Source organism: Saprospira grandis, assembly GCF_027594745.1.
GTDB classification, from domain to species: Bacteria; Bacteroidota; Bacteroidia; order Chitinophagales; family Saprospiraceae; genus Saprospira; species Saprospira grandis.
Genome location: NZ_CP110854.1, coordinates 3,119,624 through 3,142,148, shown reverse-complemented (window position 1 = coordinate 3,142,148; position 22,525 = coordinate 3,119,624). Strand labels below are relative to the sequence as shown.

At 48.3% G+C, this 22,525-nt stretch carries 14 protein-coding genes; 6 read left to right on the top strand and 8 right to left on the bottom strand.

Annotation, left to right across the window (positions count from 1 at the left end):
* Positions 1 to 15: 15 nt before the first annotated feature.
* Genes OP864_RS12385 through OP864_RS12370 form a run of 4 tightly spaced genes read right to left on the bottom strand, consistent with a single transcriptional unit; the run spans position 16 to position 3,936 of the window.
* Complete coding sequence (locus OP864_RS12385) at positions 16 to 753, bottom strand: outer membrane lipoprotein-sorting protein (RefSeq protein WP_270098485.1); 738 nt, start codon at positions 751 to 753, stop codon at positions 16 to 18.
* Between the two features lie 59 nt (positions 754 to 812).
* Positions 813 to 2,087, bottom strand: a complete 1,275-nt coding sequence (locus OP864_RS12380) for an ABC transporter permease (RefSeq protein ID WP_270098484.1) — start codon at positions 2,085 to 2,087, stop codon at positions 813 to 815.
* On the bottom strand, positions 2,084 to 3,229 hold the full coding sequence (locus OP864_RS12375) for an ABC transporter permease (protein ID WP_270098483.1): 1,146 nt from the start codon (positions 3,227 to 3,229) through the stop codon (positions 2,084 to 2,086). Before OP864_RS12375 ends, OP864_RS12380 begins: the two co-directional genes overlap by 4 nt.
* The gene (locus tag OP864_RS12370; protein ID WP_270098482.1) at positions 3,226 to 3,936 is read right to left on the bottom strand and encodes an ABC transporter ATP-binding protein; all 711 of its coding nucleotides are present in this window, start codon (positions 3,934 to 3,936) and stop codon (positions 3,226 to 3,228) included. Before OP864_RS12370 ends, OP864_RS12375 begins: the two co-directional genes overlap by 4 nt.
* A 1,258-nt stretch (positions 3,937 to 5,194) precedes the next feature.
* On the opposite strand from OP864_RS12370, the gene OP864_RS12360 reads away from it, so the two are divergent.
* Positions 5,195 to 7,843, top strand: a complete 2,649-nt coding sequence (locus OP864_RS12360) for an AAA family ATPase (protein WP_270098481.1) — start codon at positions 5,195 to 5,197, stop codon at positions 7,841 to 7,843.
* On the opposite strand, the gene OP864_RS12355 is transcribed toward OP864_RS12360, so the two are convergent.
* Both OP864_RS12355 and OP864_RS12350 read right to left on the bottom strand, forming a co-directional pair.
* Entirely contained in the window at positions 7,840 to 8,496 is a 657-nt protein-coding gene (locus tag OP864_RS12355; protein ID WP_270098480.1) for a glycoside hydrolase family 25 protein, read from the bottom strand. The genes OP864_RS12360 and OP864_RS12355 overlap by 4 nt on opposite strands.
* Positions 8,496 to 9,491, bottom strand: coding sequence for a sugar phosphate nucleotidyltransferase (locus OP864_RS12350; RefSeq protein ID WP_270098479.1), 996 nt, complete (start codon positions 9,489 to 9,491; stop codon positions 8,496 to 8,498). Before OP864_RS12350 ends, OP864_RS12355 begins: the two co-directional genes overlap by 1 nt.
* Before the next feature lie 294 nt (positions 9,492 to 9,785).
* Here OP864_RS12350 and OP864_RS12345 point away from each other — a divergent pair, with 294 nt between their 5' ends.
* The gene (locus OP864_RS12345) at positions 9,786 to 10,289 is read left to right on the top strand and encodes a Dps family protein (protein ID WP_270098478.1); all 504 of its coding nucleotides are present in this window, start codon (positions 9,786 to 9,788) and stop codon (positions 10,287 to 10,289) included.
* 230 nt (positions 10,290 to 10,519) lie between these two features.
* Here the strand turns inward: OP864_RS12345 and OP864_RS12340 are convergent, their stop codons facing one another.
* Positions 10,520 to 12,385 carry an endonuclease gene (locus tag OP864_RS12340; RefSeq protein WP_270098477.1) on the bottom strand — a complete coding sequence of 622 codons (1,866 nt, stop codon included), beginning with the start codon at positions 12,383 to 12,385 and terminating at the stop codon, positions 10,520 to 10,522.
* Between the two features lie 359 nt (positions 12,386 to 12,744).
* Between OP864_RS12340 and OP864_RS12335 the strand changes: the two genes are divergently transcribed.
* The 4 genes from OP864_RS12335 (at position 12,745) to OP864_RS12320 (ending at position 17,229) form a co-directional block, all read left to right on the top strand.
* Complete coding sequence (locus OP864_RS12335; RefSeq protein WP_270098476.1) at positions 12,745 to 14,493, top strand: toxin-antitoxin system YwqK family antitoxin; 1,749 nt, start codon at positions 12,745 to 12,747, stop codon at positions 14,491 to 14,493.
* 21 nt (positions 14,494 to 14,514) lie between these two features.
* Positions 14,515 to 14,679, top strand: coding sequence for a hypothetical protein (locus OP864_RS12330; RefSeq protein WP_270098475.1), 165 nt, complete (start codon positions 14,515 to 14,517; stop codon positions 14,677 to 14,679).
* A gap of 95 nt (positions 14,680 to 14,774) precedes the next feature.
* The gene (locus OP864_RS12325) at positions 14,775 to 15,641 is read left to right on the top strand and encodes a nuclear transport factor 2 family protein (RefSeq protein ID WP_270098474.1); all 867 of its coding nucleotides are present in this window, start codon (positions 14,775 to 14,777) and stop codon (positions 15,639 to 15,641) included.
* 334 nt (positions 15,642 to 15,975) lie between these two features.
* A complete protein-coding gene (locus tag OP864_RS12320) occupies positions 15,976 to 17,229 on the top strand; it encodes a pyruvate dehydrogenase complex dihydrolipoamide acetyltransferase (RefSeq protein ID WP_015693405.1) in 1,254 nt (417 codons plus the stop codon).
* Positions 17,230 to 17,487: 258 nt separating this feature from the next.
* Here the strand turns inward: OP864_RS12320 and OP864_RS12315 are convergent, their stop codons facing one another.
* Positions 17,488 to 22,338 (bottom strand): T9SS type A sorting domain-containing protein, encoded by a 4,851-nt coding sequence (locus tag OP864_RS12315; protein ID WP_270098473.1) that lies wholly within the window; start codon positions 22,336 to 22,338, stop codon positions 17,488 to 17,490.
* Positions 22,339 to 22,525: the final 187 nt, after the last annotated feature.

Genomic DNA, 22,525 nt, shown 5'->3' with positions numbered 1-22,525 from the left:
AGCCCTTTTTCTTTGCTAACGCTTCAATACGCTTTTATTAAAATAGTGGTCTGGAATCGCTTCATCTAAGGCTAGCTCCAAAAGAATAAAGTCGGTCCCCTTGCCCTTTTTTAGGGCATCTTTATAATGCGTGACCGTGGGATAATAACGATCGCCAAATGCCTTGACCTCCGAGAAGGTCAATTCCTTGAGCAGCTGGCCACTCTTGGCATATAACTCTTCTTTTAGAGGGACATAATAGCGCTGATCTACCCAAATTTTTCGCTTGGGATAGCTCAAACCCTCTACCTTAGCCAATAGCTCCAAAACCCAGACCTGCTGTCCCTGCAGTTCTTCTTCGCCCAACAAACGCAGACTATACATCTCTTGCAGTTTTCGGTCCTCCATCATATCCTTATAAGAAAGGTCAGAGCCCATAACCGACTGCCGAAGCATATGCCCCGATAATTGAATACTCCGATCCGTTGCAGGCGAGTATATCCATAGGCGATCGCCTAACTTAAGCATTTTGGTCCCTCGCTCCCTAGCCGGGGCCAGGTATTCGGTATAGGCCTTTTGGCTCCCCTCCGAATAGGTTCGACTTTCTACGGTTCGGCTGCCTCGACGGCCATGAATAACCATCTGACTTCGGCTGATTTGCGTCTTGGCATTCATGTTTTCATCCATCTTGGCAATGATCTCACTGGCCGTTTGGGCCCAGTTTGGCGCCATCATAAAGAGGCTTAACACAAGGCTACATAATATTTTTTTCATCTCTTTTCTGTTTTGTTTTTTTGGGACTCGGTCTGGCCTTCGGCCCTTTAGACCAATTTCTAGGCCTCCAATTCCTTAAATAAATTGGCGGTGCTTCTTTGATAGATGCCCAAGCCCGCTAGCATACTGCCCAAAAGACTGGCCAAAAGGCCTGGAATAAAGCCAATATAGAGCAACTCTACCGTTAATTTGGCCCTAAAGACCGAAGGCATCATCACATTAGATTGCTCCAAAGCCCCATCTAGGTCAATACCATATAGTTGTAGGTAGTAGCAAAGCCCTAGCCCAACTAATGTGCCCCAAAAAGAGCCCAAGCCACCAATGAGTAGAGACTCTATACAAAGGGCCGTATATATCTGCCCTTTGGCCTCGCCCAAAGCCAAGCGAATACCAAACTCTTTATATCTTCTCAAGCCGCCTAAAAGGCCCATATTCCAAAGGACAATAGACATGGCCAGCACAAAGATGCCTATAATTAAAGTAGACATATTGTTGGCATAGTCTACATATTGGCCCAGGTTGTTTTGGGCCCTGAGCGAAAACATAATAGGCGCAAATTCATCAGGATTCTTCGCTTGCTTCTCATTAAAGGCTGCTGCAATGCTCTTGGCCCTTTCTGCCGAATAACTATTGCTCTTAAAGTAACCCAAGATCTCTGCCGCCGCATCTTGCATATCCAGAAAATCTTCCGCATCGGCTAGATTCATGATGAGGCTGCTGCGGTCCATGGCCTGCACCCCAAAGCGGATGACGCCCACCAATTGGTAGTTTCTAAAGCTCATGCTGCCCTCCATCGTGCTGCCCATCAAACTGAAGCTTTGGCCCAATTCTATGCCCAAGCGCCGAGCAAATTCCTCCCCCATAAGGACCTCCTGCGGCTGTTCTGGCAAACGCCCTTTATATAGAGATTTTTGCAGGTTCAGTCTTTGGGCCTCTCCCAAACTAGGGGTACTAAGGTCTAGGGCCGTTACATTGGCAGGGCCTTGGGCCTTCGTTTCTCCCTGAGCATTGGCCAAATCTACCAGCCCCCCAAAGCGAATCCTGGGCGTCCAGATTAACTCGGGATACTCCTGCCGCAAATGAGCCAACAGGCTGTCGGCCTCATAAAGGGCCAGGTCATTGGGCTTTTGGCTAGCTAGCTCGGCATAGGCGCGGCTCATCACTTTGAGATGCCCCGTCTCTAGGCGGGCATTCTGCTCAATAATATCATTAAACACCCCCTGCATAAACCCAGACAAGAAGACCGTGAGCAATACCCCCATGCCCGTGACCAAGATGGGGAAAAAGCTGCGAGAACGATCTCGCCAAATGCCTTTAAGTAGAAAGTAGATCATTGTAGTTTTCCTTTTAGGGCGGCAACGGGGCTCATCCGAGCAATCTTCCTTGCGGGCCAATAACTGACCAGAAAAGAGCTGCCTAAAATAATCAAGCTCGTTTTTAGAATGAGGGCCCAGCTATAGACGGGATAAATGGCCTTGCCCATACTCACGCCCATTTCATCGGCCATTTCGGGCATGGGGATGCCGTTTTGGGCCAAATAATAGAGCAATGGTCCCCCATATAAACCACCCAAGAAAAGGCCCAAGATGGCATATAGCCCTCCTTCTAAAGTAAAGAGCAGCTGAACTTCTTTTGGGCTCATGCCCAAGGAGATATAGGTCCCAATTTCTTTTTGCCGCTTAAATATAGACAGGACCTGGGTATCAAAAAGGGCCAAAAGGGCTATGGCCAACAAAATGTAATAGCTAAACTGCGAGCTGCCTTTTTTGGCTTCAATAATCTTATTGATAGGGGCTAGTAGGGCCTCCAAATCTTGCCAATTGGCCCCAGCCACCGACTGCGGTTTGGCCTTGGCAGACAGCCAAATATTGGCTTTGTTTTCTAGGCCCGTTTTAGCTTGCAAGCTCGAGAGGTCTACCCAGATTTGCCCTTGGTCCACGCTAGGCAGCGGGCTATCAAAAACGCCCACTATTTCTATTTCTTGAGCATCAAAGCTGCCTTTTTGGTCTCGCCAGCGCATCAAAAGACGGTCGCCTTTTTGGAGCTGGCAGTTTTTGGCCATTCTGCGACCAATGAGGGCGGGAAACTGGGCCTGACTTTCGGCCAAAAGAGCCGTAGGCAGGGCCAATAGTTCTTGCTGGGCGGGAATCCCCTTGATAATCAAGGGATACATGCGGCCATCGGGATAAATACTGCCCTGTCGCCATAGTATAGGCGTTCCCTCTAGGCTATTGGGCCAATCCTTTAGGCCCTCCTGATAAGAAAAGGGATCTAAGGGATCAAATCCTTGGGCCCAATACTGCCCCGCAGCAAACTCCCAAGCAATACTATCCTGTTTGGCCGACTGGTTCCAACCGTCTAACATGCCATTGATAAAGAGAATCAAGACAAAAACGAGGGAGAGAATGCTGGCATTGAGCCAGGTCCGCAGGCCAGCCCCCTTCAGATTCCGATAGGCTAAGGTCCAGGCTATCATTCGCTTACTGTTTTAGGAGTTTGGGCCTCATCCTTTTCGATTTCTCCGTCTCGAAGATGGATGATGCGCTCTAGGTAGGCCATTACTTTCTCATCATGGGTAGAAAATAGAAAGCTCGTGCCTAATTCTTGATTCAGGCGGCGCATCAGACGCATAATATTATGTGCATTGGCGGCATCTAGGTTGGCGGTGGGTTCATCGGCCAAGATTAACTTGGGCCGTTTGACAATAGCACGGGCAATGGCCACCCTTTGGCCCTCTCCGCCCGATAATTTATCGGGTTTTTTATTGGCCAAATGCGCAATGCCCAACCATTCTAGGGCTTCTTTTACGGCTTTTTGGCGCTCTGCCTTGCTCTTTTTTTGGAGTAGTAAGGGAAATTCTACATTTTCAAAAACAGTATAGACGGGCAGGAGGTTAAATTGCTGAAAAATAAATCCCAGCTCTAAATTCCTAAAGTTGGCCGCCGCCTTGGCGCTCATTTTGGCCACATCTTGGCCCAAAACAATAGCCTCTCCCTCCGAGGGTTGGTCAAGGCCACCAATAATATTGAGTAGGGTAGTTTTACCTGAGCCTGAGGGACCGACTAGGCCCGCAAATTCTGCCGCCTGCATACTTAGGCTCAAGTCTTTAAGGGCCGTAAACTCTCCTTCGCCCAAAGGAAAGCGCTTATAGATATGTTTAAGGACGAAGATTTCTTCTTTCATCTTGCTAGAGGATTATTACTGTTGCTTAGGCGGCCAAGGCTAGCCTGCCTTTCTACTGAAGATAAGGTTTAGCTAAGAAATAGACTGCTGATTGCTAAAAATATTCTGGAAGGCCCTCTTTTTTGACCCTTTCTAGCGGCCTCTTAATGGCAGGCGGCTCTCCTAGACTTCATGCCTAGGCCATAACTATGGCCTCTTTAAGGAAATGGATGTTTTTTGATGTTTTTTTTTGGGGCTGCCCCGCCCTGCGGGCGGGTCGGGCTGTGTCGCAGCTCGCAGCTCTGCTCGGCCCTGCGCAAAAAAGCGCTTTGCGCTTTTTTGCTAGGTCTGGCCCTTCGGGCCACTGCTTTCCATCCCTCAGCCGCGGGCGCTTCGCGCCCTTCTGGACCCTCGCCCTTTGCTTTGGGCTACATTCCCTATATATATAGTATGCGACTAAACTTTGTCTATTTATAGGGTTTTGTCTTTAAGCTGCTGTTTTCCTTAGCCAATAGGCCATCTATAATAATGAGTGTACAGCAAGTTTCCCTTTAGCTCTGGGGGATTCCCCCTGGCCATCTGGATCCTTACATTTAAGCGGGGGGATTCCCCCTAGCCATCTGGATCGTTACATTTAGCCGTGGGGATTCCCCACAGCCATCTGGATCCTTACATTTAGCTGTGGGGATTCCCCACAGCCGTCTGGATCGTTACATTTAGCCGTGGGGATTCCCCACAGCCGTCTGGATCGTTACATTTAGCCGTGGGGATTCCCCACAGCCATCTGGATCCTTACATTTAGCTGTGGGGATTCCCCACAGCCATCTGGATCCTTACATTTAGCCGTGGGGATTCCCCACAGCCATCTGGATCCTTACATTTAGCTCCGGGGATTCCCCAGAGCCATCTGGATCATTACATTTAGCTCCGGGGGTATCTAAATGGTCCTATTGCTTTTTTCGGGGACTCCCCTACTAGCGTTGAGCGATAAGTGATTAGGCGCTAAAATATGGAGCGAAGCCTTTTTACCTTCTAAAATTGGGGGCCGAAGCGGCAGGCCCAGAGAGAAAAAGGCCGTTGAGCGGCCCAGCGCTGCGGAGGGGTGGCCGCAGGCCAGACCGAAGCCGCCGCAGGCGGCTGAAGGGCCGAACAGCCCTGTGAGCCCCGCAGCATAGCGGCGGCCAGCTTGGCAGAGCCAAGCTGGCCGCGGGCCCCAAAAAATAAAACTTGCAGAAAGGAAGTTAAACAACTATATTAGATAGTTAATAAAAAGCGATCTATGTCAAAATTAATCGACCCGAACTTTAAGCCGTACAAATACTTGGATCTCAAGACCTACTGTACGGTAGAATGGTTAGCGGGCAATAAAAAGAAATATCGGCAAGTATTTGACCGCTATGAAACGGCTCATATATATGCGGAGCTGACCTTTTATAATAAGTTATTTGATGAGGAGGATTGGGTAGTGAAGGTCAACCTCAAGTGTTATTCCCTAAAGAAGGGGCGCAAAGAGCTTTGCGACCTTAGTTTTGAGCGTAAGGTAAGTCGTTATGACAACTGTGTTTATATTCGAGAAGGCTGGGGAAACAAAAAAGTAGGTAATTTTTGGAAGGCGGGTAGTTACTACTGGGAAGCCTATATAGATGGGGAGAAAGTAGCGACTCGGTACTTTTATATAGAGGATACGGGAAAGAAGACCTTAGATATAAAGCACTACTTGCAGTTAAAGTCGGCCAAAATGTTTGAGGCGCCTTATAATGCCACCTTAGCGGAAGAAGAAAAAGTATATTTGAAGACTTTTCCGGCCAATGAGACGCGTTATGTGCACATAGATTTGGGCTTAGAGAACATGTTTCGGGCAAAATCCTGGCATTGTGAGTTGGTGGTACGGGTCTATAACTCGGCTCGGCAGCTCAAGGGAGAGGCCACGCATTTGCAGAGCATTGAGGCGGAGGAAGAAGTTTTGGAAATTGAGTTGCAGTGGGGCTCTAATGTGAAGGGCTCTTGGAGCAAGGGGCAGTATACGGCCGAAATCATCTTTATGGACCAGCTGCTGGCCATTTTGCCTTTCACTGTAGATGAAGAGGCGGAAGAAGGGATTGTGGGATGTATTTTGCCCAATCAATTTCAGCCAATGGCCTTGCCTGGATTAGATGGACAGGGCGAAGATTTTGAGGAAGTGATGCAAGGTTTGGATCGTTTGATTGGCTTGGCGGCCATCAAGCAGAAGTTGCGCGACCATGCCAACTACCTACAATTTCTGCAACTGCGTAGAGACAAGGGCTTTGCGGAAACCGAAGAAATCAGTCTGCATGCCGTCTTTCAGGGCAACCCGGGGACGGGGAAAACCACCGTGGCCAAAATGATGGGGCGGCTCTACTCTAGTATGGGGCTCTTATCTAAGGGGCATGTACATGAAGTAGATCGGGTGGACCTTGTGGGCGAATACATTGGGCAGACTGCGCCTAAGGTTCGGGATGCGATTGAGAAAGCTCGTGGGGGTGTCCTTTTCATTGATGAGGCCTATGCCTTAGCGAGGACCAATGACGACAGCAAGGACTTTGGTCGAGAAGTCATTGAGATCTTGGTCAAAGAAATGTCTAATGGGCCGGGTGATATGGCCGTCATTGTGGCGGGATATCCTAAGGAAATGAAATACTTCTTAGGCTCTAATCCGGGCTTGCGTTCTCGTTTTAAGTTATTCTTTGACTTTAGCGACTACTTGCCCGATGAGCTATCGGCAATATCCAACTATGCTTGTCAGCAGAAGGGCGTTATTTTATCGGAAGCGGGGCGGAAAGCCTTGGATCAGATGATTGTAGATGCTTTTCGGTCTAGAGACCGTAGTTTTGGCAATGCTCGTTTTGTTTACGACCTCATAGAGGAGGCCAAAATCAATTTGGGCTTGCGGATTATGGGCAGCGAAGCGCCTCATAAGTTGAGTAAAGAAGAATTAGAGACCATTAGTTTAGAAGATGTGCAGCGGATAGAGTTGGAAAGCCCCAAGCGCTTGCCCAACCTCCCTATAGATGAGCGTTTATTGACTGAGGCCATGAAAGAGCTCAACGAACTAATAGGTATGCAGAACATCAAGACGGAGATTGCCGAACTGGTGCAGTTGGTTCGTTTCTATCGTCTGAGCCATCGGAATGTCCTTAATAAGTTCTTCTTGCATACTGTTTTTGTGGGGAATCCGGGAACGGGAAAGACCACAGTAGCCCGCATTTTGACCAAAATCTACAAGGCATTGGGTATTTTGGAGCGGGGGCATATGGTAGAGACCGACCGTCAGGGCTTGGTAGCGGGTTATGTGGGGCAAACCGCTATAAAAACCTCTGAGCGAATAGATGAGGCCATGGGAGGCGTTCTTTTTATAGACGAAGCTTATGCCTTAATCTCTGGCGGCAATGGCAGTTTGGCCAATGCCAGTGATTTTGGGGCCGAAGCCATACAGACCCTACTCAAGCGAATGGAAGACTCTAGGGGGCAGTTCTTTGTTTTTGCTGCGGGTTATCCGGAAAACATGGAAAACTTCCTCAAGGTCAATCCGGGATTGCGTTCTCGTTTTGACAAAGTCTTGAAATTTGAGGATTACAAAAGCGAGGAGCTCTATTCTATTGCCTTGATGATGCTAGAAGAAGAAGGTTTAGAGTTGGAAGAAGCTGCGGCGGACTATCTTCGTCAGCATTTGGAGCAGCTCTATGAAGTGCGAGACAAATACTTTGGCAATGCTCGTTCGGTGCGTCAGCTCATCAATGAGGTCAGTCGCAGACAGAGTTTGCGTTTGGCTGCACTCACAGAAGAAGAGCGGCAACAGCTATCCTTACAGCAGGTAAGTTATGCCGATGTAGCGGGCTTAGCGGCTGAAGGAGAAGAGCAGCTCTTTAATAAAAAGAGCATTGGATTTCGCTCCAAGGGCAATGCCTAATCGAGCAAGAGCGTCTTTAGCTCTTGGCGGCTAGCGGCAAACACATTAAGGTCGACCTGGGCGGGAATGCCCGGATGTCGGCCTTTATTTGTATACTGCCAAAACAGCCAATTTTTGGTTGTGGGCATCTTTCGGTTATAGCGAGCGATCCAGAGGGGGTAAGCTTGAAACTCTGGATGCAGATAATCCTCATAAAACTTCATGGAGCTATAGATAATGGGCTTGCATTGGCAGGCCTCTTCTACCTTGTTGAGCCAAAGCGATACGCCTAGGCGGAGCTTTTGCGCCCCTACCCCATCCAGTTCCTCTACATCGAGGACGGGGGGCAGGTCGCCGGGGCCTAGGGGCACCGTTTGTAGAAAAAAGTTGGCCTGTGCGATTGGCGAGCGTTGAGGTCTAAAAAAATGGTAGGCCCCTACGGGCAGGCCCTTCTTCTTGAGGGCCGTCCAATTATGCTCAAAGAGAGAATCTTGGTAATTATCGGCTTCTGTGGCCTTAATAAAAACAAAGTCGATCTTTTTTTCATCAAACTTTTCCCAATCGATTCGTTTTTGATAGTGTGAAATATCTAGACCTTTGACGGCATAGTCATCGGCTTGATGTTTACAAGAGAATAAAAGCGGCAGTAAGAGCAAGAGAGGGAAAAAGCGCATTAGGAAAAGTCAATTTCAGTGTTATCTCCAATATTTAGGCTTTGGCTAAGGCCCTTTACCGAGGCATCGCTACCAATGATAGAGCGTTGCAAGACAGCCTCTTCTATACTGGCATAATTTCCAATAATAGAATCATAGATAATGGCTTGTTTGAGTTGGGCGCCATCTCCCACCGATACATTGGGGCCAAGGATAGAGTTTTCTATTTTGCAATCTTTGCCGATGCGTACGGGGGGAATAATAATAGTATTTGTAAAACTATAGTGGGTACCTTCCTCTCGGTCGCGGCGTTGCAGCAGCATGGCATTGGTGGCTAGTAGAATTTCTTTTTTGCCACAATCAAACCAATTGCTAATGGGGCAGACGGAGATTTTGCAGCCCAATCGGACCATCTGCATGAGGGCATCGGTCAGTTGGAACTCCCCCATAGTTTTGACCTCATGCTCTATAATATAGCTAAGGGCGGCAATTAGTTCGGGCACTTCACAGATCTTATAGATGCCCACAATGGCCATATTAGATTTGGGGATGCGGGGTTTTTCTACTACTCTTCGGATATAGCGGTCCTCATCGAGCACCACCACGCCAAACTCTCGGGGGTCCTCTACTTTTTTGACCCCTAGGCAGGTAGTTTTGCTAGAGAGGATTCCTTGCAGGTCGCCATCTAGGATCGTATCGCCCAGCATAATCAAAAACTCGGGTTCCTGCATAAATTCCTTTTGGGCCAGCCAGATGGCATGCCCAAGGCCGAGGCGTTCTTCTTGGTAGATAAACACCTTTTTGAGGTCGGGATAACTATCTTCAATATACTTGCGGATCTTATCGCCTAGATAGCCAATGACAAAAACAAACTCCTCTATTCCGTACTCTTGCAGCTGCTCAATAATAGCGGCAATAATGGGTTTACCGGCCACGGGAATAAGGGGTTTGGGTTGGGTGTAGGTATGCGGGCGCAATCGGGTGCCCGCTCCTGCTACAGGTATTAGCGCTTTCATAAAATAGGCTTCTGATGAGTGATAGACTGGCTTTCGGTGCTCCAAAATACAGCTTTTCCCGCAAATCGGGCAGCATCCAATTTCTTTTAGCCAAAAGAAATAGACGCAAAAAAGTGAATAAAATATAAACAATACACTGATAAAGCTGTTAAGTAAGTAGAGAAAAGCAAAAGAGGGCTTGTTTTTAGCCTGATATTTTGGGAAGATTGGGATTAAGCTTGCTAAACAGCGGCTTTATATTCCCGAACGGCCCAAGTTCTTTTCTTTTACATTATTCATCTTATAAAACTATATATGCAGACCTACCAAAAGTTAGGATTCGAGAAAAAAGAGAGTCAATCTATTGTTCATGCCCTCAACCATTTGCTGGCCAACTACCAGCTTTACTATCATAAATTGCGGGGGTTTCATTGGAATGTAGAGGGCCGCGACTTCTTTGAGTTGCATGAAAAATTCGAGGAAGACTATCAGGCTGCTCATGAGAACATTGACCGCATTGCGGAGCGCATTCGGATTTTCGGAAAGAAGCCCGTTTATCGCTTGGCTGAATATTTAGAAATGGCCAAAATCAAGGAGGCCAAAAGTGGTTTGGCCCCAGAGGATATGGTTCGACAGATTGTGGATGATATGGAAACCCTTTTGGGGGAAATGCTTGGGGTGGTGCAAGCTGCCGAAGAGACTGGCGATACGGCCAGCATTCACTTAATCATGAACATGATGCAAGCCTTAGAGAAGCGCCACTGGATGTTTTCGGCTTGGCTGAAGAAAGTGCCTGTGGCCTCGCCCCAGCACAACTAGAGCTGGCCCAAAGCGGCTAGCCGCAAAGGGCCCCCAACCATTAGGTTGGGGGCCCTTTTTTCATTGGCTCATCGGCGCATTTGGCCCAGCGCTGCGGAGGGGTGGCCGAAGGCCAGACCCAAGCCGCCGCAGGCGGCTGCAGGGCCGAACAGACCTGTGAGCCCCGCAGCATAGCGGCGGCCGCCCGCCCTATTTGGGGCGGCCGCGGGCCCCAAATCATCAGTTGGTAACTAGTTTACTTTAAGCAGCTTAAATTGTTGTATGCTTTCGCCTTTTCGCAACCTAAGCAGATAGGCCCCTGCGGGTAGATCCTTAAGATCAAGTTGCCAGATTTTGGCGTTAAAGCTGGCTGTTTTGAGCAATTGGCCTTGCAGATTATAGATAGCCGCCTCTCCGCTTAATTGTTGCGCCCAATAGATCGTCAATTCGTTTTGGACCGGATTGGGGGCAATTTTCAGGGGGGCCTGTTCTTGAGTCTGCAGGCTAATGATTGGCGACTGTTGCTGGTTAGTTTTCAGTTGATAATAATAAGTGGTTTGGGGGGCAATATCTTGATCGAAATAATGATCTTGGGCCTCAAACTGCCCTAGGAGCTGCCAGTCCATAGCATCTTGGCTACGGAAAAGCTGCAATTCGGCTTGGGGGTTGGGTTTTTGCCATTGCCAGGCGATATTGGCCATTTGATTATTGAGCAGTTCGGCCTCAAAATCGAGTTCATCTTGGCCCAAAAGAATCATTTGAGTGCAGCCATGGCCTAGGGCATCGCCCCAGATTTGACCGACCCATTCGGGATGATCGATAAAAGGATTTCGGTTGCCTTGGATGCTATAGACGGCATTATTTCGGTCCAATTCTTTGCTACTTACGGGATCATTTGCATGCCAATTGAGTAGAATCTGGAGCAGCCAGGGGACATAGGCCGTACAGCTATTGCTGATCATGGCGCAGCTACCCTCTGGGCTAAGCGACTGCCAGCTGGCCCAATCGGACTCATAGCGGCAGGCCATATAAAAATACATACGGGCATAGTCGCCTTTATACTCATCTATGGGCTCAAAATAGTTACTGCTACAAGGCAGGCTGGGATTATCGCCGACCATAAAGCCATTGCTGCCCGTTCGACTGGGCAGGCTCACGATACCAGGCGGCAGATTACTTTTAGAGGCATTTAGGCTACCATCTGAAGGCAAAATATGGTGTAAATCGGTATAAGCCGTATCGGAATTTGTGGTGCCTCCGCCCCACCAAGACTTAGGAAAAGAATGTTCTCTTTGGTAGCAGCCTCCTTCTCCGCCGGGGCAAGAACCTTGATCTTTGTTCGTGCAGGGATCCAATTCATATTCTCCGCTGGTATGGGGAAAATCGGTAAATACATCCCAGATGATAGTGGCGGTGCCGGCATCATTGCTTCTCAAATCGGTATGTAAAATGGCGTCCCAGACATCATAATCGCTAGAGGTATAATCAATTTTTCGCTGTTGGCGGATCAGTTGATGCAAACTAGACTTAAGATTGCAGCAAGTTTGGCTGCTATTGATGGGCGCATAATAATCGGCTAGGATACGGATATTATCGAGTTTATAGCGTTTACTTTGATTATTGTAGCCTATATATCGGAAGGCAAAATGCACGCTTGTGCCGTTAATACTATCCAGAGCAATAGCGGGGTGCCGTTGAAAGAGCGTAGAAAAGCAGCTCAGGGCCTCAATATCGAGCAATTCATCGGCTAGGGAGTGCCAATTGGCGGCGGCCAGGTCGGCGGCGGTTCCTCCCCCATTATAATTTATTGAATAAAAGAGGCTTAATTTTGGGCCATTATAGCGGTCATTATAATCAAAGAGCAGAAACTCCTCTTGATGGAGGTCTAGGTTAATGGCTGGAGAAATCAGCCAATCTTCATCATCGGCCCCGCCAAAGCCATTACAGCTAGCCTCTCCGTTTTGGGCCGTCCAGATATCGCTGCCATCGCTCAGACTGATAGCGGACCAGCTCCCTAAACCGGCCGAAAAGTCTTCTTGATGGACAATATTTTGTGCGCTAATTGGCTCAAGGAGAGCCAAAAAGAAAAAAATAAATAGTGGTTTTAAGTCAAGCATCACGATTAAAATTAGGTGAGTCTGTTGGAATTGCTTGCCTTTTGTTTGCTTGTTTGAGCGTTTAAGCTAATATTTTTATTCTATAGACTAATGTGTTAGTTCAGCGGCTAGCAGGCCTATGCTATCTGTTTTTTGGGGCTGCCCCTCGCCTTCGGCTCGGGTCGCTCCACTCCGCAGCTCGCAGGTCTGCTCGGCCCTGCAGCCCTGCGGGCTTGGGTCTGCCGCCTGCGGCGGCCCTGCTCCGGCAGCTCAGCCTGCGGCCCTTCGGGCCTGTAGGGCGCAGAAAAGCCGTTTTGCGCCTAGAAAAACTTGCAAAAGCCAAGGAAAAACCCTAAACTGAAACACAAAAATTAACTAGCATGGCAAAACAACCCAATAGACCCGCTAATTTGCCCGAGGAGGCAAAATGGGTCAAGAGTAAAAACCGCTGGGAAGCTGGCGAAATCAATGCAAACGGAAAAACCGTTGGCCCTTGGAAAATCTGGCGAAAAAATGGCCAGCTTTGGATGGAAATGGAGTATGATGAGCAGGGCAAGCACATCAATGATTATCGCCGCTATCATCCCGATGGCAGTATTTCTCAGGAAGGGTCTTATAAAGCAGGCAAACTAGACGGCTGGTTGGCCTTCTATCGCCAACGCTCGGGCAATAGCAAAGAGCCTTTCCCCAGAGAGGTCTACTACAACCAAATTGTCAAAGTCTTACAGCGCTATGTAAATGGTCAAGCCCTTGGCAAGCGCTATCTTTTGCAAAATGGCCAAGAGGTCACCAACTACCTTAGCCACAAGCCCGCTTCGGTCCCTAAAGAAGCTTGCTGGAACCAAAGCGATTATGAATGGGAAATGGGCCCCTATGACCAAGAGGGCAAAAAGCATGGCCTTTGGAAATGGTGGCGGCCCGATGCCAGCCTCGTTTGTGAGGCCAATTATGATCATGGCGTTTTGCATGGTCCACTCAAGCGCTACCATAACGACGGCAAGGTTTCTAGAGCAGGCGAATACGCCCAAGGCAAAGCCCAGGGCGTGCATCATTTTTACCGCAACAAAAGTTATAGCCAAGAGCGCTTCATGAATCAGGTCGACCAAAGAGTTGACCGCTACGAAATTCACTATAAAACAAATGGGCAAGAAGATCATCGGGAGTACTTCCTTGCCGATGGAACAGCTTGTAGCAGCAAGGGCTTTGCCTTATTAACTGTAGCCCTAGACGATCTATTGACGCCTGGTCCCAATGGCTTTTTCCCTAGCCGCTACCAAGAGATGTTGGGCCGAATTTATCCGCAGCTGTTGGCTCAGGACCAATCGGCAGCAGTGGCCAAGATGAAGGCTAATTTCGAGCAGCTTTGGGGTATGCCCCTGCCCGAAGACTTAGGCCAACTCTATGCGCTTTGGTCCGCCATTGGCCAAAGAGAACTCTTTGATAGCCTTTTGCTGGCCCTACCTAAAAACCAAGCGCTTTTGGACCAAAAAGCAGCAGGCCAAAACCTCTTTGAGGCCGCCCTGCTCTCTATGCAAGAGGAATATCCCTATGACCATATCATGGATTGGTTTACGGGAGGGATTTGTTTGGACCAACCCCAACAGCAGCAAAATGGCCGCTACCGCTATGGCTACTATAGCTACCTTTATCAGCTTTATGGTACAGAGCAAGAGCAGGGAAAAATCTACTGCTACGAGCATAACAACAATGGACTCTGGGGCAGCCAAATTAACTCGGCCATGGCCCCCAACTTATCCGCTTGGCTCTTTGGGCTGTCGGCCTTTTCTTTCTATCATGAATATGAATTGCTCTCTCAGGAGCAGTTTAGCCGCTTATATGATGGGCCCCTCAAACAACACTTTGCCCCCAAATACTACTTTATGAACCATGTTCGTATGGGGAACCGCTATGTAAATGAGAGCGACTTTAAGTATCGGCCAGCCGAAAAACCTTTGGTCCAGCAATACAACAAAAGCCGCTGGATCATCGAGTTGTTCCGAGCAGAAGGCGATCCCTCTAGCATTGCCTACAACTTCTATAGCAATCAGCCCTACAAGGCGCCAGAGCAAGCTACAGACATCCTTAGCTCGGTCCCGGAGGCCTTGCACCACCTTTGGTCGGCCTTTTAGTTAGAGGGCCAAGCGGCTAAATTGCCCGAATACATTGCGCTTTGCAAGCAATCTCCTGCTTTGATTCTACAGGCTGCTGCCGAACTAGCCGAAGAGCTAAGCAGTGGGCGTAAGCGTTTGGGCTTTATCATTGATTTGCCAAAAATCAAGGCGGAATTTAATCGCTCTGTGGCCCAATACGTCTAAGTTTTCCTTAGACCAATCTAAGAAATGAGCTCCCTTTGGGGAGCTTTTTTTATTTTATGATTTCAAGCATCTCTTGATCACAAACATTGGATATCATGAAAAAACTAAGCTTAGTCTTGGCCCTGCTCCTGCTGCAAGCTAGCCTTTGGGCCCAAAAAGATGAGCGCCCTGCGCTCATCGCCACCGTCGATAGCTTTTTTGTGCATTTGCATAGCGGCGACTCGGCCAAAATGCGGCCACTCTTAGCCCCCCAAATGGAGCTACTCACGGTAGCTGGCGATAAGGTCCAACGCAGCCCCCTACCCGCCTTTTTAATGGCCATTGCCCGCCAACCGAGACTGCAAGAATGGGAGGAAAAACTCTGGGACTACCGCCTTCAAATAGATGGGCCATTGGCTACCGTTTGGACCCCCTACAGCTTTTACCTCGATGGAAATCTCAGCCATTGTGGGGCCAACCATTTTACGCTTCGCCAAAAGGCCGATGGCCAATGGCAGATCATTAGTTTGGTAGATAGCCGTCGACAAGAAGGCTGCCTCAACCGTTCTTGGGCCGAAGAAAGCCAGGCCAAAATTGACAGCCTTCTGGACCAATGGCATCTGGCCGCCAAGGAAGCCGATGCCGATGGTTTTTTTGGCAAAATGACTGAAAAAGGCATTTACATTGGTACCGATGCTGGAGAAAGATGGTATAGAGACGAGCTACGAAAATGGGCCAAGGGCGCTTTCAAGAAAGCCCCCGCCTGGGATTTTAGCGTAAAAGAGCGGCATATCCGCATCGATGAGCAAGGCGGCAAAACCGCCTGGGCCGATGAACTGCTCGATACCTGGATGGGCCCTTGTCGGGCCACAGCGGTCCTGAGCTACCAAAATGGCGAATGGAAAATAGAGCACTACCAACTCTCTATGACGGTCCCTAACGAAAAAGTAAAAGCTTATCTTAAATGGCTTGAACAAAAATAGCCAAGCGCTATTCTATAAAGCCGAGGGCCCTGCTTGGCCTAGCGCTGTGGAGGGGTGGCCCGCAGGGCCAGACCAAGCAAAACGAGCGCTAGCGAAGTTTTGCGAAGGGCCGAGCAGGCCTGCGAGCCCCGCAACATAGCGCCCGCCGCCCGCCCTATTTGGGGCGGCGGGAGGCCCCAAAAAAACTACATAATAATAGATAGTCTCTAACTCTAGTGGAAAGCCTAGAATAATTTTAGGACATTAAGAAAAGCTTACTATCTTTGAGCCGAGGCCCTGGCTTCAGCAAGAATAAACAACTATTACATTAAATAAATCAATAACTGAACATCCTATGGCAGAAATTGTAAGAATGCCTGCTCTCAGTGATACGATGACAGAGGGTACTTTGGTGGCTTGGCATAAAGCAGAAGGCGAAGCTGTAGAAATCGGCGAATTGTTGGCTGAAATTGAGACGGATAAAGCCGTCATGGAGTTTCAAAGTCTTTATGAAGGAACACTTTTGCACATTGGTGTAGAGGAAGGCAGTGCGGTACCTGTCAATCAAATTATTGCCGTAATTGGCGAAAAAGGAGAGGATGTTCAGGCCCTTTTGGCCCAGGCAGATGCAGGAGATTCGGCCACTACTGAGGAGGCTGCTCCAGCCGAAGAAGTAGTGCAAGAACTAGAAGCTCCTTTGGCCCAAAAAGAAACTTCTTCTTCTGATGATAGCCGCCTGAAGGCTTCTCCCTTGGCCCGTGCAATGGCCAAAGAAGAGGGCATCGACTTGAGCCAAGTAGAAGGTTCTGGCGATGACGGACGCATTGTGAAGAAAGATATTTTGGCCTATATGGAGAGCCAAAAAGCGGCTCCTGTAGCGGCTACGCCTAGCCCTCAAGTGGCTGCACCCAAGGTCCCCGAGGCCAAAGGCGGCTACAAAGATGTTCCTTTGAGCCAGATGCGCAAAACGATTGCCCGCCGCCTAGGCGAAAGCAAATTCAATGCGCCTCACTTCTATTTGACCATGGAAATTTGCATGGACAAATTGATGGAAACTCGCCAATACATCAAGGGCATTAGCGAAACCTCTATCTCTTATAACGACTTTGTGGTCAAGGCCGCAGCTAAGGCGCTTCAGCAGCATCCTAGCATCAATGCCTCTTGGTTGGGCGATGCGATCCGCTACTATGACTATGTAAATATTGGCGTGGCGGTGGCCATGGATGAAGGTTTGGTGGTTCCCGTTGTTGATGCCGCTGACACAAAATCTTTGTCTCAAATTGCTACGGAAATTCGCGAATTGGCTGGCAAAGCCCGCGATCGCCGCTTACAAGCGCAAGAAATGCAAGGCAATACCTTTACCATCTCTAACCTTGGTATGTTTGGTATTGACGAGTTTACAGCCATTATCAATCCACCCGATGCCTGCATTTTGGCGGTGGGCCGCATTGCGCCTCGCCTTGTGATGGTAGAGGGCGAAGTGAAGGAGTCGAACTTCATGAAAGTGACCCTTTCTTGCGATCACCGTGTGGTGGATGGTGCTCAGGGCGCTCGTTTCTTGCAGACCCTACGCGACATTCTAGAGGAGCCCATGCGTTTGATTATCTAATCGCTTTTGCTCCATTAAAATATCAGCCAGTTGCCTTTAGGTAGCTGGCTTTTTTTATTGTTTTTTTGGGGCCCGCGGCCGCAGGGCGGCCGCCGCTATGCTGCGCCGCTCGCAGGTCTGCTCGGCCCTGCGTCGCTTCGCTCCTGGGTCTGGCCTTCGGCCACGGCTGCGCAGCGCTGGGCCAGGCGCTCCCCTTTGGGGCGGGCAAAAAAAAGAAGGGGACAACAGCAAGCTGTTGTCCCCTTCTGCGCCTAAAGATTAGGGCCGAATTACCGTAAACTTCTTGGTGGTTTTAAAATTGGCATTGCCAATTTGCAAGAAATAAGGAGCTGCGGGTAAATCATGCAGATCGAAGCGAGCGCTTTGGCTGCCTGCCTCTAGCTGGCCTTGGGCCAATACTCTTCCTTGCAAGTCGATTAAGGACCACTGAAAATCTTGGCGGAGCGGCTGCGCAAACAACAACTGCGTATAATTTACCGCAGGATTTGGCGAAAGCAAAGCCGTATTGATCTGATGAGCTTCGGCCTGCGCCTCGGCTAGTTCAGTAGTGCTCAAGGCATTCACATATTCGGTAATATCTCGGGTCCTCACCGCCTGATAAATCGTTCGGCTAGTGGGGGCATCCTCCTGCACAAAGGCAATGGCCTCCAGATGAGCCGTATCGATATTATTGGGGTTGTAGGTCCAAACCTCCGAAAGCTGAACGCTATCGCCAGGCAACCAAGATTGGCTAAAGCGAGTTCCTGCGGCATCGGGCAACATCTTGCGGAGCAAAGAGTGCGTATGGAAATTTACGCCATTAGAAAAATAAACGGCTGAATCTTCGGTCACCACTAGCTGCAAATCATAATCTGCAGCGGCCAAGGTATCCTTAGCGATTAGGGTCGCATTGATTTGCAGATTATTATTCCCAATAAAGGCAATCGGCTCAAGGCGGATATCAAAACGGGCATCTTCTAGCATATCGGTCTCAAAATCCTCCTGTCTCAAATCGGCAGAATTGGGTGGATTGTTGCTATAGCGGCGACCATCGACTACCGCCTTAGCGCTTACGCCATCAATACCATAAATAGAGGTTCTGGCCGAGGGATCGTCTCGGTTCAGGCTGTTCATGGGGTCAAAAGCGGGGTCTTCATTATTGATTTGTAGTAAAATCACATCTCGAACGGCAGGCGTACGATAGACCAGATTATAAACATATTGGTTGATCGGGTCCATATTAACCACCCCAGCATTAGAAAAATGCTCGACCAGCACATTGCGTTCTCGGTTCCCGATCCAAACATTATCGAAGGCAAAGCCACGAAGAGGCGTTTGTGAGGCCCCAATGGCGCCAAAGGCCACTCTAAAGCGGAAATTCTCAAAGTTGCGGAAAGCATCTAGGGTATAGCGGGCATCTTGCCAGCCATTACTTATGCCAGACCAGCCTTTAGGGGCTAAATCTTGTACCCCAGGACGGCCAGCTACTACCGCCTGATTATACCAATTGATGCCTCGGTTGACATTTCCTAAGGGCAACCATTTCTCCGTTTGGGGATCAAAATATTCGATCACTGTTCCGTCATTTCCTTCATCGGTTTCATTAAAGAAATCGAGTTTGAGCATGGGACGTTCGAGAGCGGTTAGGTCGATACAAGGGCTATACACCCAACCACTTTCATCTGGGCCATAGGTACTATCTGTTCGAGTAATCCAAACTTGGCCATGGTCCTGAGCGATATCTAGATCGGTGGGCATACCCCACTCCCAGAGGTTACTCGATTGGGCTTGGCCTTCGGCCTCTTCAACCCAACCATTGGCGCTAGCATCAAAGTCTTCACTATAAGGAACTAGCGCATTGGGCTGTTCATTGGGCAAAACTAAGACCCGAATAGTATCCGAATCGCTGCAATAGTTATTATTTTCGACAAAGAGCGAGGCCTCAAAAATGCCAGGACTACTATACTGATAATTAAAAGTTGGAAACTGGTTATTATTATCATAGCTAGCGGCAAAGCTGTTGCCATCGCCCATATTCCAAACCGCGGTAGTTATAGAATCGTAAAGGGTGGTGGTTCCCGGAATTGTTCCGACCAAATTCATACTATCATTATCGATCTCAAAGAGGACGGAATCGCTAGAGCAGCTATTATCTGCGCTCAGTTTTACATTAGGCAAACTATGCACATTAAAGCTAGCCCAAGCGGTATCCAGACAAGAAACAAAGACATTGCTAGTATCTTGGAAAACTGCCTGAATCTGGTGCGTACCCACTCCTGCAATATTAGAAATCATAAACTCTTTTTCAAAGAGCACACCGGGACCGCTATAATTCAAGACATTTCCAGTGAGCAAATTGGGATAGAAAAAGAGCGTATCTCGGCCAAAGCAAGCATCTGCTGTAGCATCTGCGGGCAGACCTTGAGTGTCATGAGTGGCAAAAAAGCTATACTCTGGATGCGGATGAACATGGACAATTTGAGTATCTCGGGCCGTGCAAGTAAGCGCTTCCGTTTCATAGATAATGGTATCTCGGACCAAAGCGGGATAGCGTGTACTATCCGAGTAATTCGGATTGGGCCAATATTGTCCATTGATAAGGGCCCCATGAATAATTCCTGCCGTGGCAGAAGTATCCCCAAAGAAATAGCGTCCGCCGGTGGGCAAGCCAAAGAGCTCTTGCGGTTCATCGGCTTGGCAGAAATGATAGCTCGCCATACTGAAGTTGGAGCTAGGTAGCGGGTTAATCGTCACTTCAATTTCTACCGTATCCTTACAAAGGGTTGTAGGGTCTTGATAAACATAGGCATAATTGACATAACCAGGGGTATTGGGCAAAACGGGACTATAGACCACAGAAGGATTAAACTGATCATCTGTTGGTCCAGAAATCGTTGGTCCAGAATAAACCCCACCTGAGGGAGTTCCTGTTAAAATACCGATCGTATCATCGGCACAATAGGTGGTATCGGCTTCATCGGTTGAGAGCCCTACACTGGGAGATAAGTTGATTGTAAAAGTAGAGTCAATAGAAGAGACGCAACCATATTGGCTCACATAAGTATAGGTAATCACCTTTTGGCCCGTTCCGGCAACAGCCGGATTAAAAAGTGGTCCATCACCAACAATACCAGGCCCAGTCAAGTTGGCTTGAGAGGCTAAAAGATTGGCTGTAGAGGCATAAGAAGTTGGGGCTGGATAAGTTGTTAAAATATCTACTCCCCCGTTGGTACAATAGCGATTATTTTGGTTGCCCAAAGAGCTAGAGTTTCGGCCAGAGATGGCTAGGGCTACATCTCCGAGGATGCGGACATTAGCGGTATCTCTAGCCGCACAGTTTCCTTGTCCCGCCTCATAAATGAGGTAGTAGTTAACATCAGTGGTCTCATTGCTAGCCGTATAAATTGCATTAGGGTTAAAAATGGCCCCTAGAGTAGTGGAGGTATTGGCTGCATTTCCGTTTCTGGCGGTAATATAGTGTACCCCATTGGCGGGGCTAGAGCCACCTAAATTGACAAAGGTTTCATAATTACAGTAATTCTCTGCAATTGTAGAATCTATAGCCACTTCGGGCGGGTCTACAATTTGAATAGTTTCTTGATATCGAACGACAACTTCTTGTCCTGTATAGATGGTTTGTGCTTGTCCTGTTGTTGGAGAAGTAGGCACATACTCTCTATCTCTAACTTCTTCTATATATTCAATAGTCAGCAGCACACTATTTAATCCGCTTGGCAGCAGCAGTCTATATCGTTCTTGTCCTGGGGTACTATTGATTTGTTGGAGGGCAGAAGAGGGATTAGCTTGAACATTTATCAGGTAGCCTCTTCTTTGTCGGGTTCGGCTAGTTGTTGAAGAGGCATCTGGTCCTTGCCAGTTAGCATCCCATGGAAAATTAGTAGTATCTCGGCCAAACTCTAGAGGGCCATCTAAGCGGCAGTAGAGTTCGGGAAAAAGGCGGGGTGGAATAGCTAAAACATCAATAGAATCTCCTAATTGGCTAATACAGCCATTATTATCTATTTGCAGGCCCAATTCATATCGTCCAGAACCTGCTGTAGCGCCTAAAAAGCGGTTATTTTGAACATAGACGCCAGAAAAGCTGCTGGCTATGGGGGGGCTAGAATTAAGGATAGAGGCAAAATAGGCGGGTTCGCTAGCGACAACACGGATAGCTGCGGTATCTGAGCTATTGGTTACAGAGGCAAATTTGACACTATCGAGGCTATTATTATAAACCGTTATTATTTGTCGGCTACTCACCTCATTACAAACATCTGTAGTAGTTTGCATATAGGGTTGGTAGCGATATTCTAGTCGTAGGTCTCTATTTTTTCTATTTGTGGTTAGTGCTGCGCTGCCATTTATTCCATCGGGTATAAAATCGTAGCTAGCGCCAATATAGCTTGGTTGGGAAGAGGGATTTTGCAGATAATTTCCGGTTATTGGGGTATTGCTATTACTTTCTATCAGTCGTAGGTAAGTGGGACCTGAGCTAGGATTATAGCCAAAGCCTGTATTGGGTTGGGGGCTTAACTGGATAGCAATAGTATCTCTAGAGCAGACCTCTTGAGGGGCTATAATTTCGGGATGGACCTGTACCACTTGTAAAAAGAAGTTCAGCACGGCCCAGCCGGTATCTTGCTGTTCATCATAATGATAAAAAGTAATTTGGCCCGATTGCATATCATTGGGCACAGAGAATGTCATTTGGCCTGCGGTATCGCCTTCTATCGTTGTTGCATTGAGTAAAATGGTAGCTGGAAAAACATCATTAGGAAGCACGGGTACTGTTCGGATATTGGCTGGGGGGTAGGCGGGCTCTGTGGCGTCTAGATCTACAGTAATATCATTGATTGGCCCATCGCCATAATAGAAACTAGCATTACTAGGATTGCCTAGATAGCCATTATTGGCTTGTTTAATGAGGCAAAGAGAGCTCGTATTATTTTCATGTTGAACATAGAAAAAGTGGGGTGCCCTGTTGGTTCCTTCATAATGGATTGTTAGCTGATCGCCTGGGCAGGCTTCAAAGAGGGCGCCTGTATGGTTATTATTCGTAATACTTACTGTTTGCCCCCAGATGCTTAGGGGAACAGAGAGCAACAGAAAGAGGAGTAACTGTCTCATATATTTAGTTTTAGATGAGAAGGCGCTCTTGCTATAAATAGGTTGTAGGTGTTTGCTTTTTGCCTTTGGGCTAGAGGCAGGCGGGCCTTGGAGTTAAGCCCCGCTATTTTTATAGCGGGGCTTAGTTTATTTTAGGGCTGAGGTGGCCCTTAGCGGCAGGGATGGGGTGGCCGGCTTCGCCGGCCAG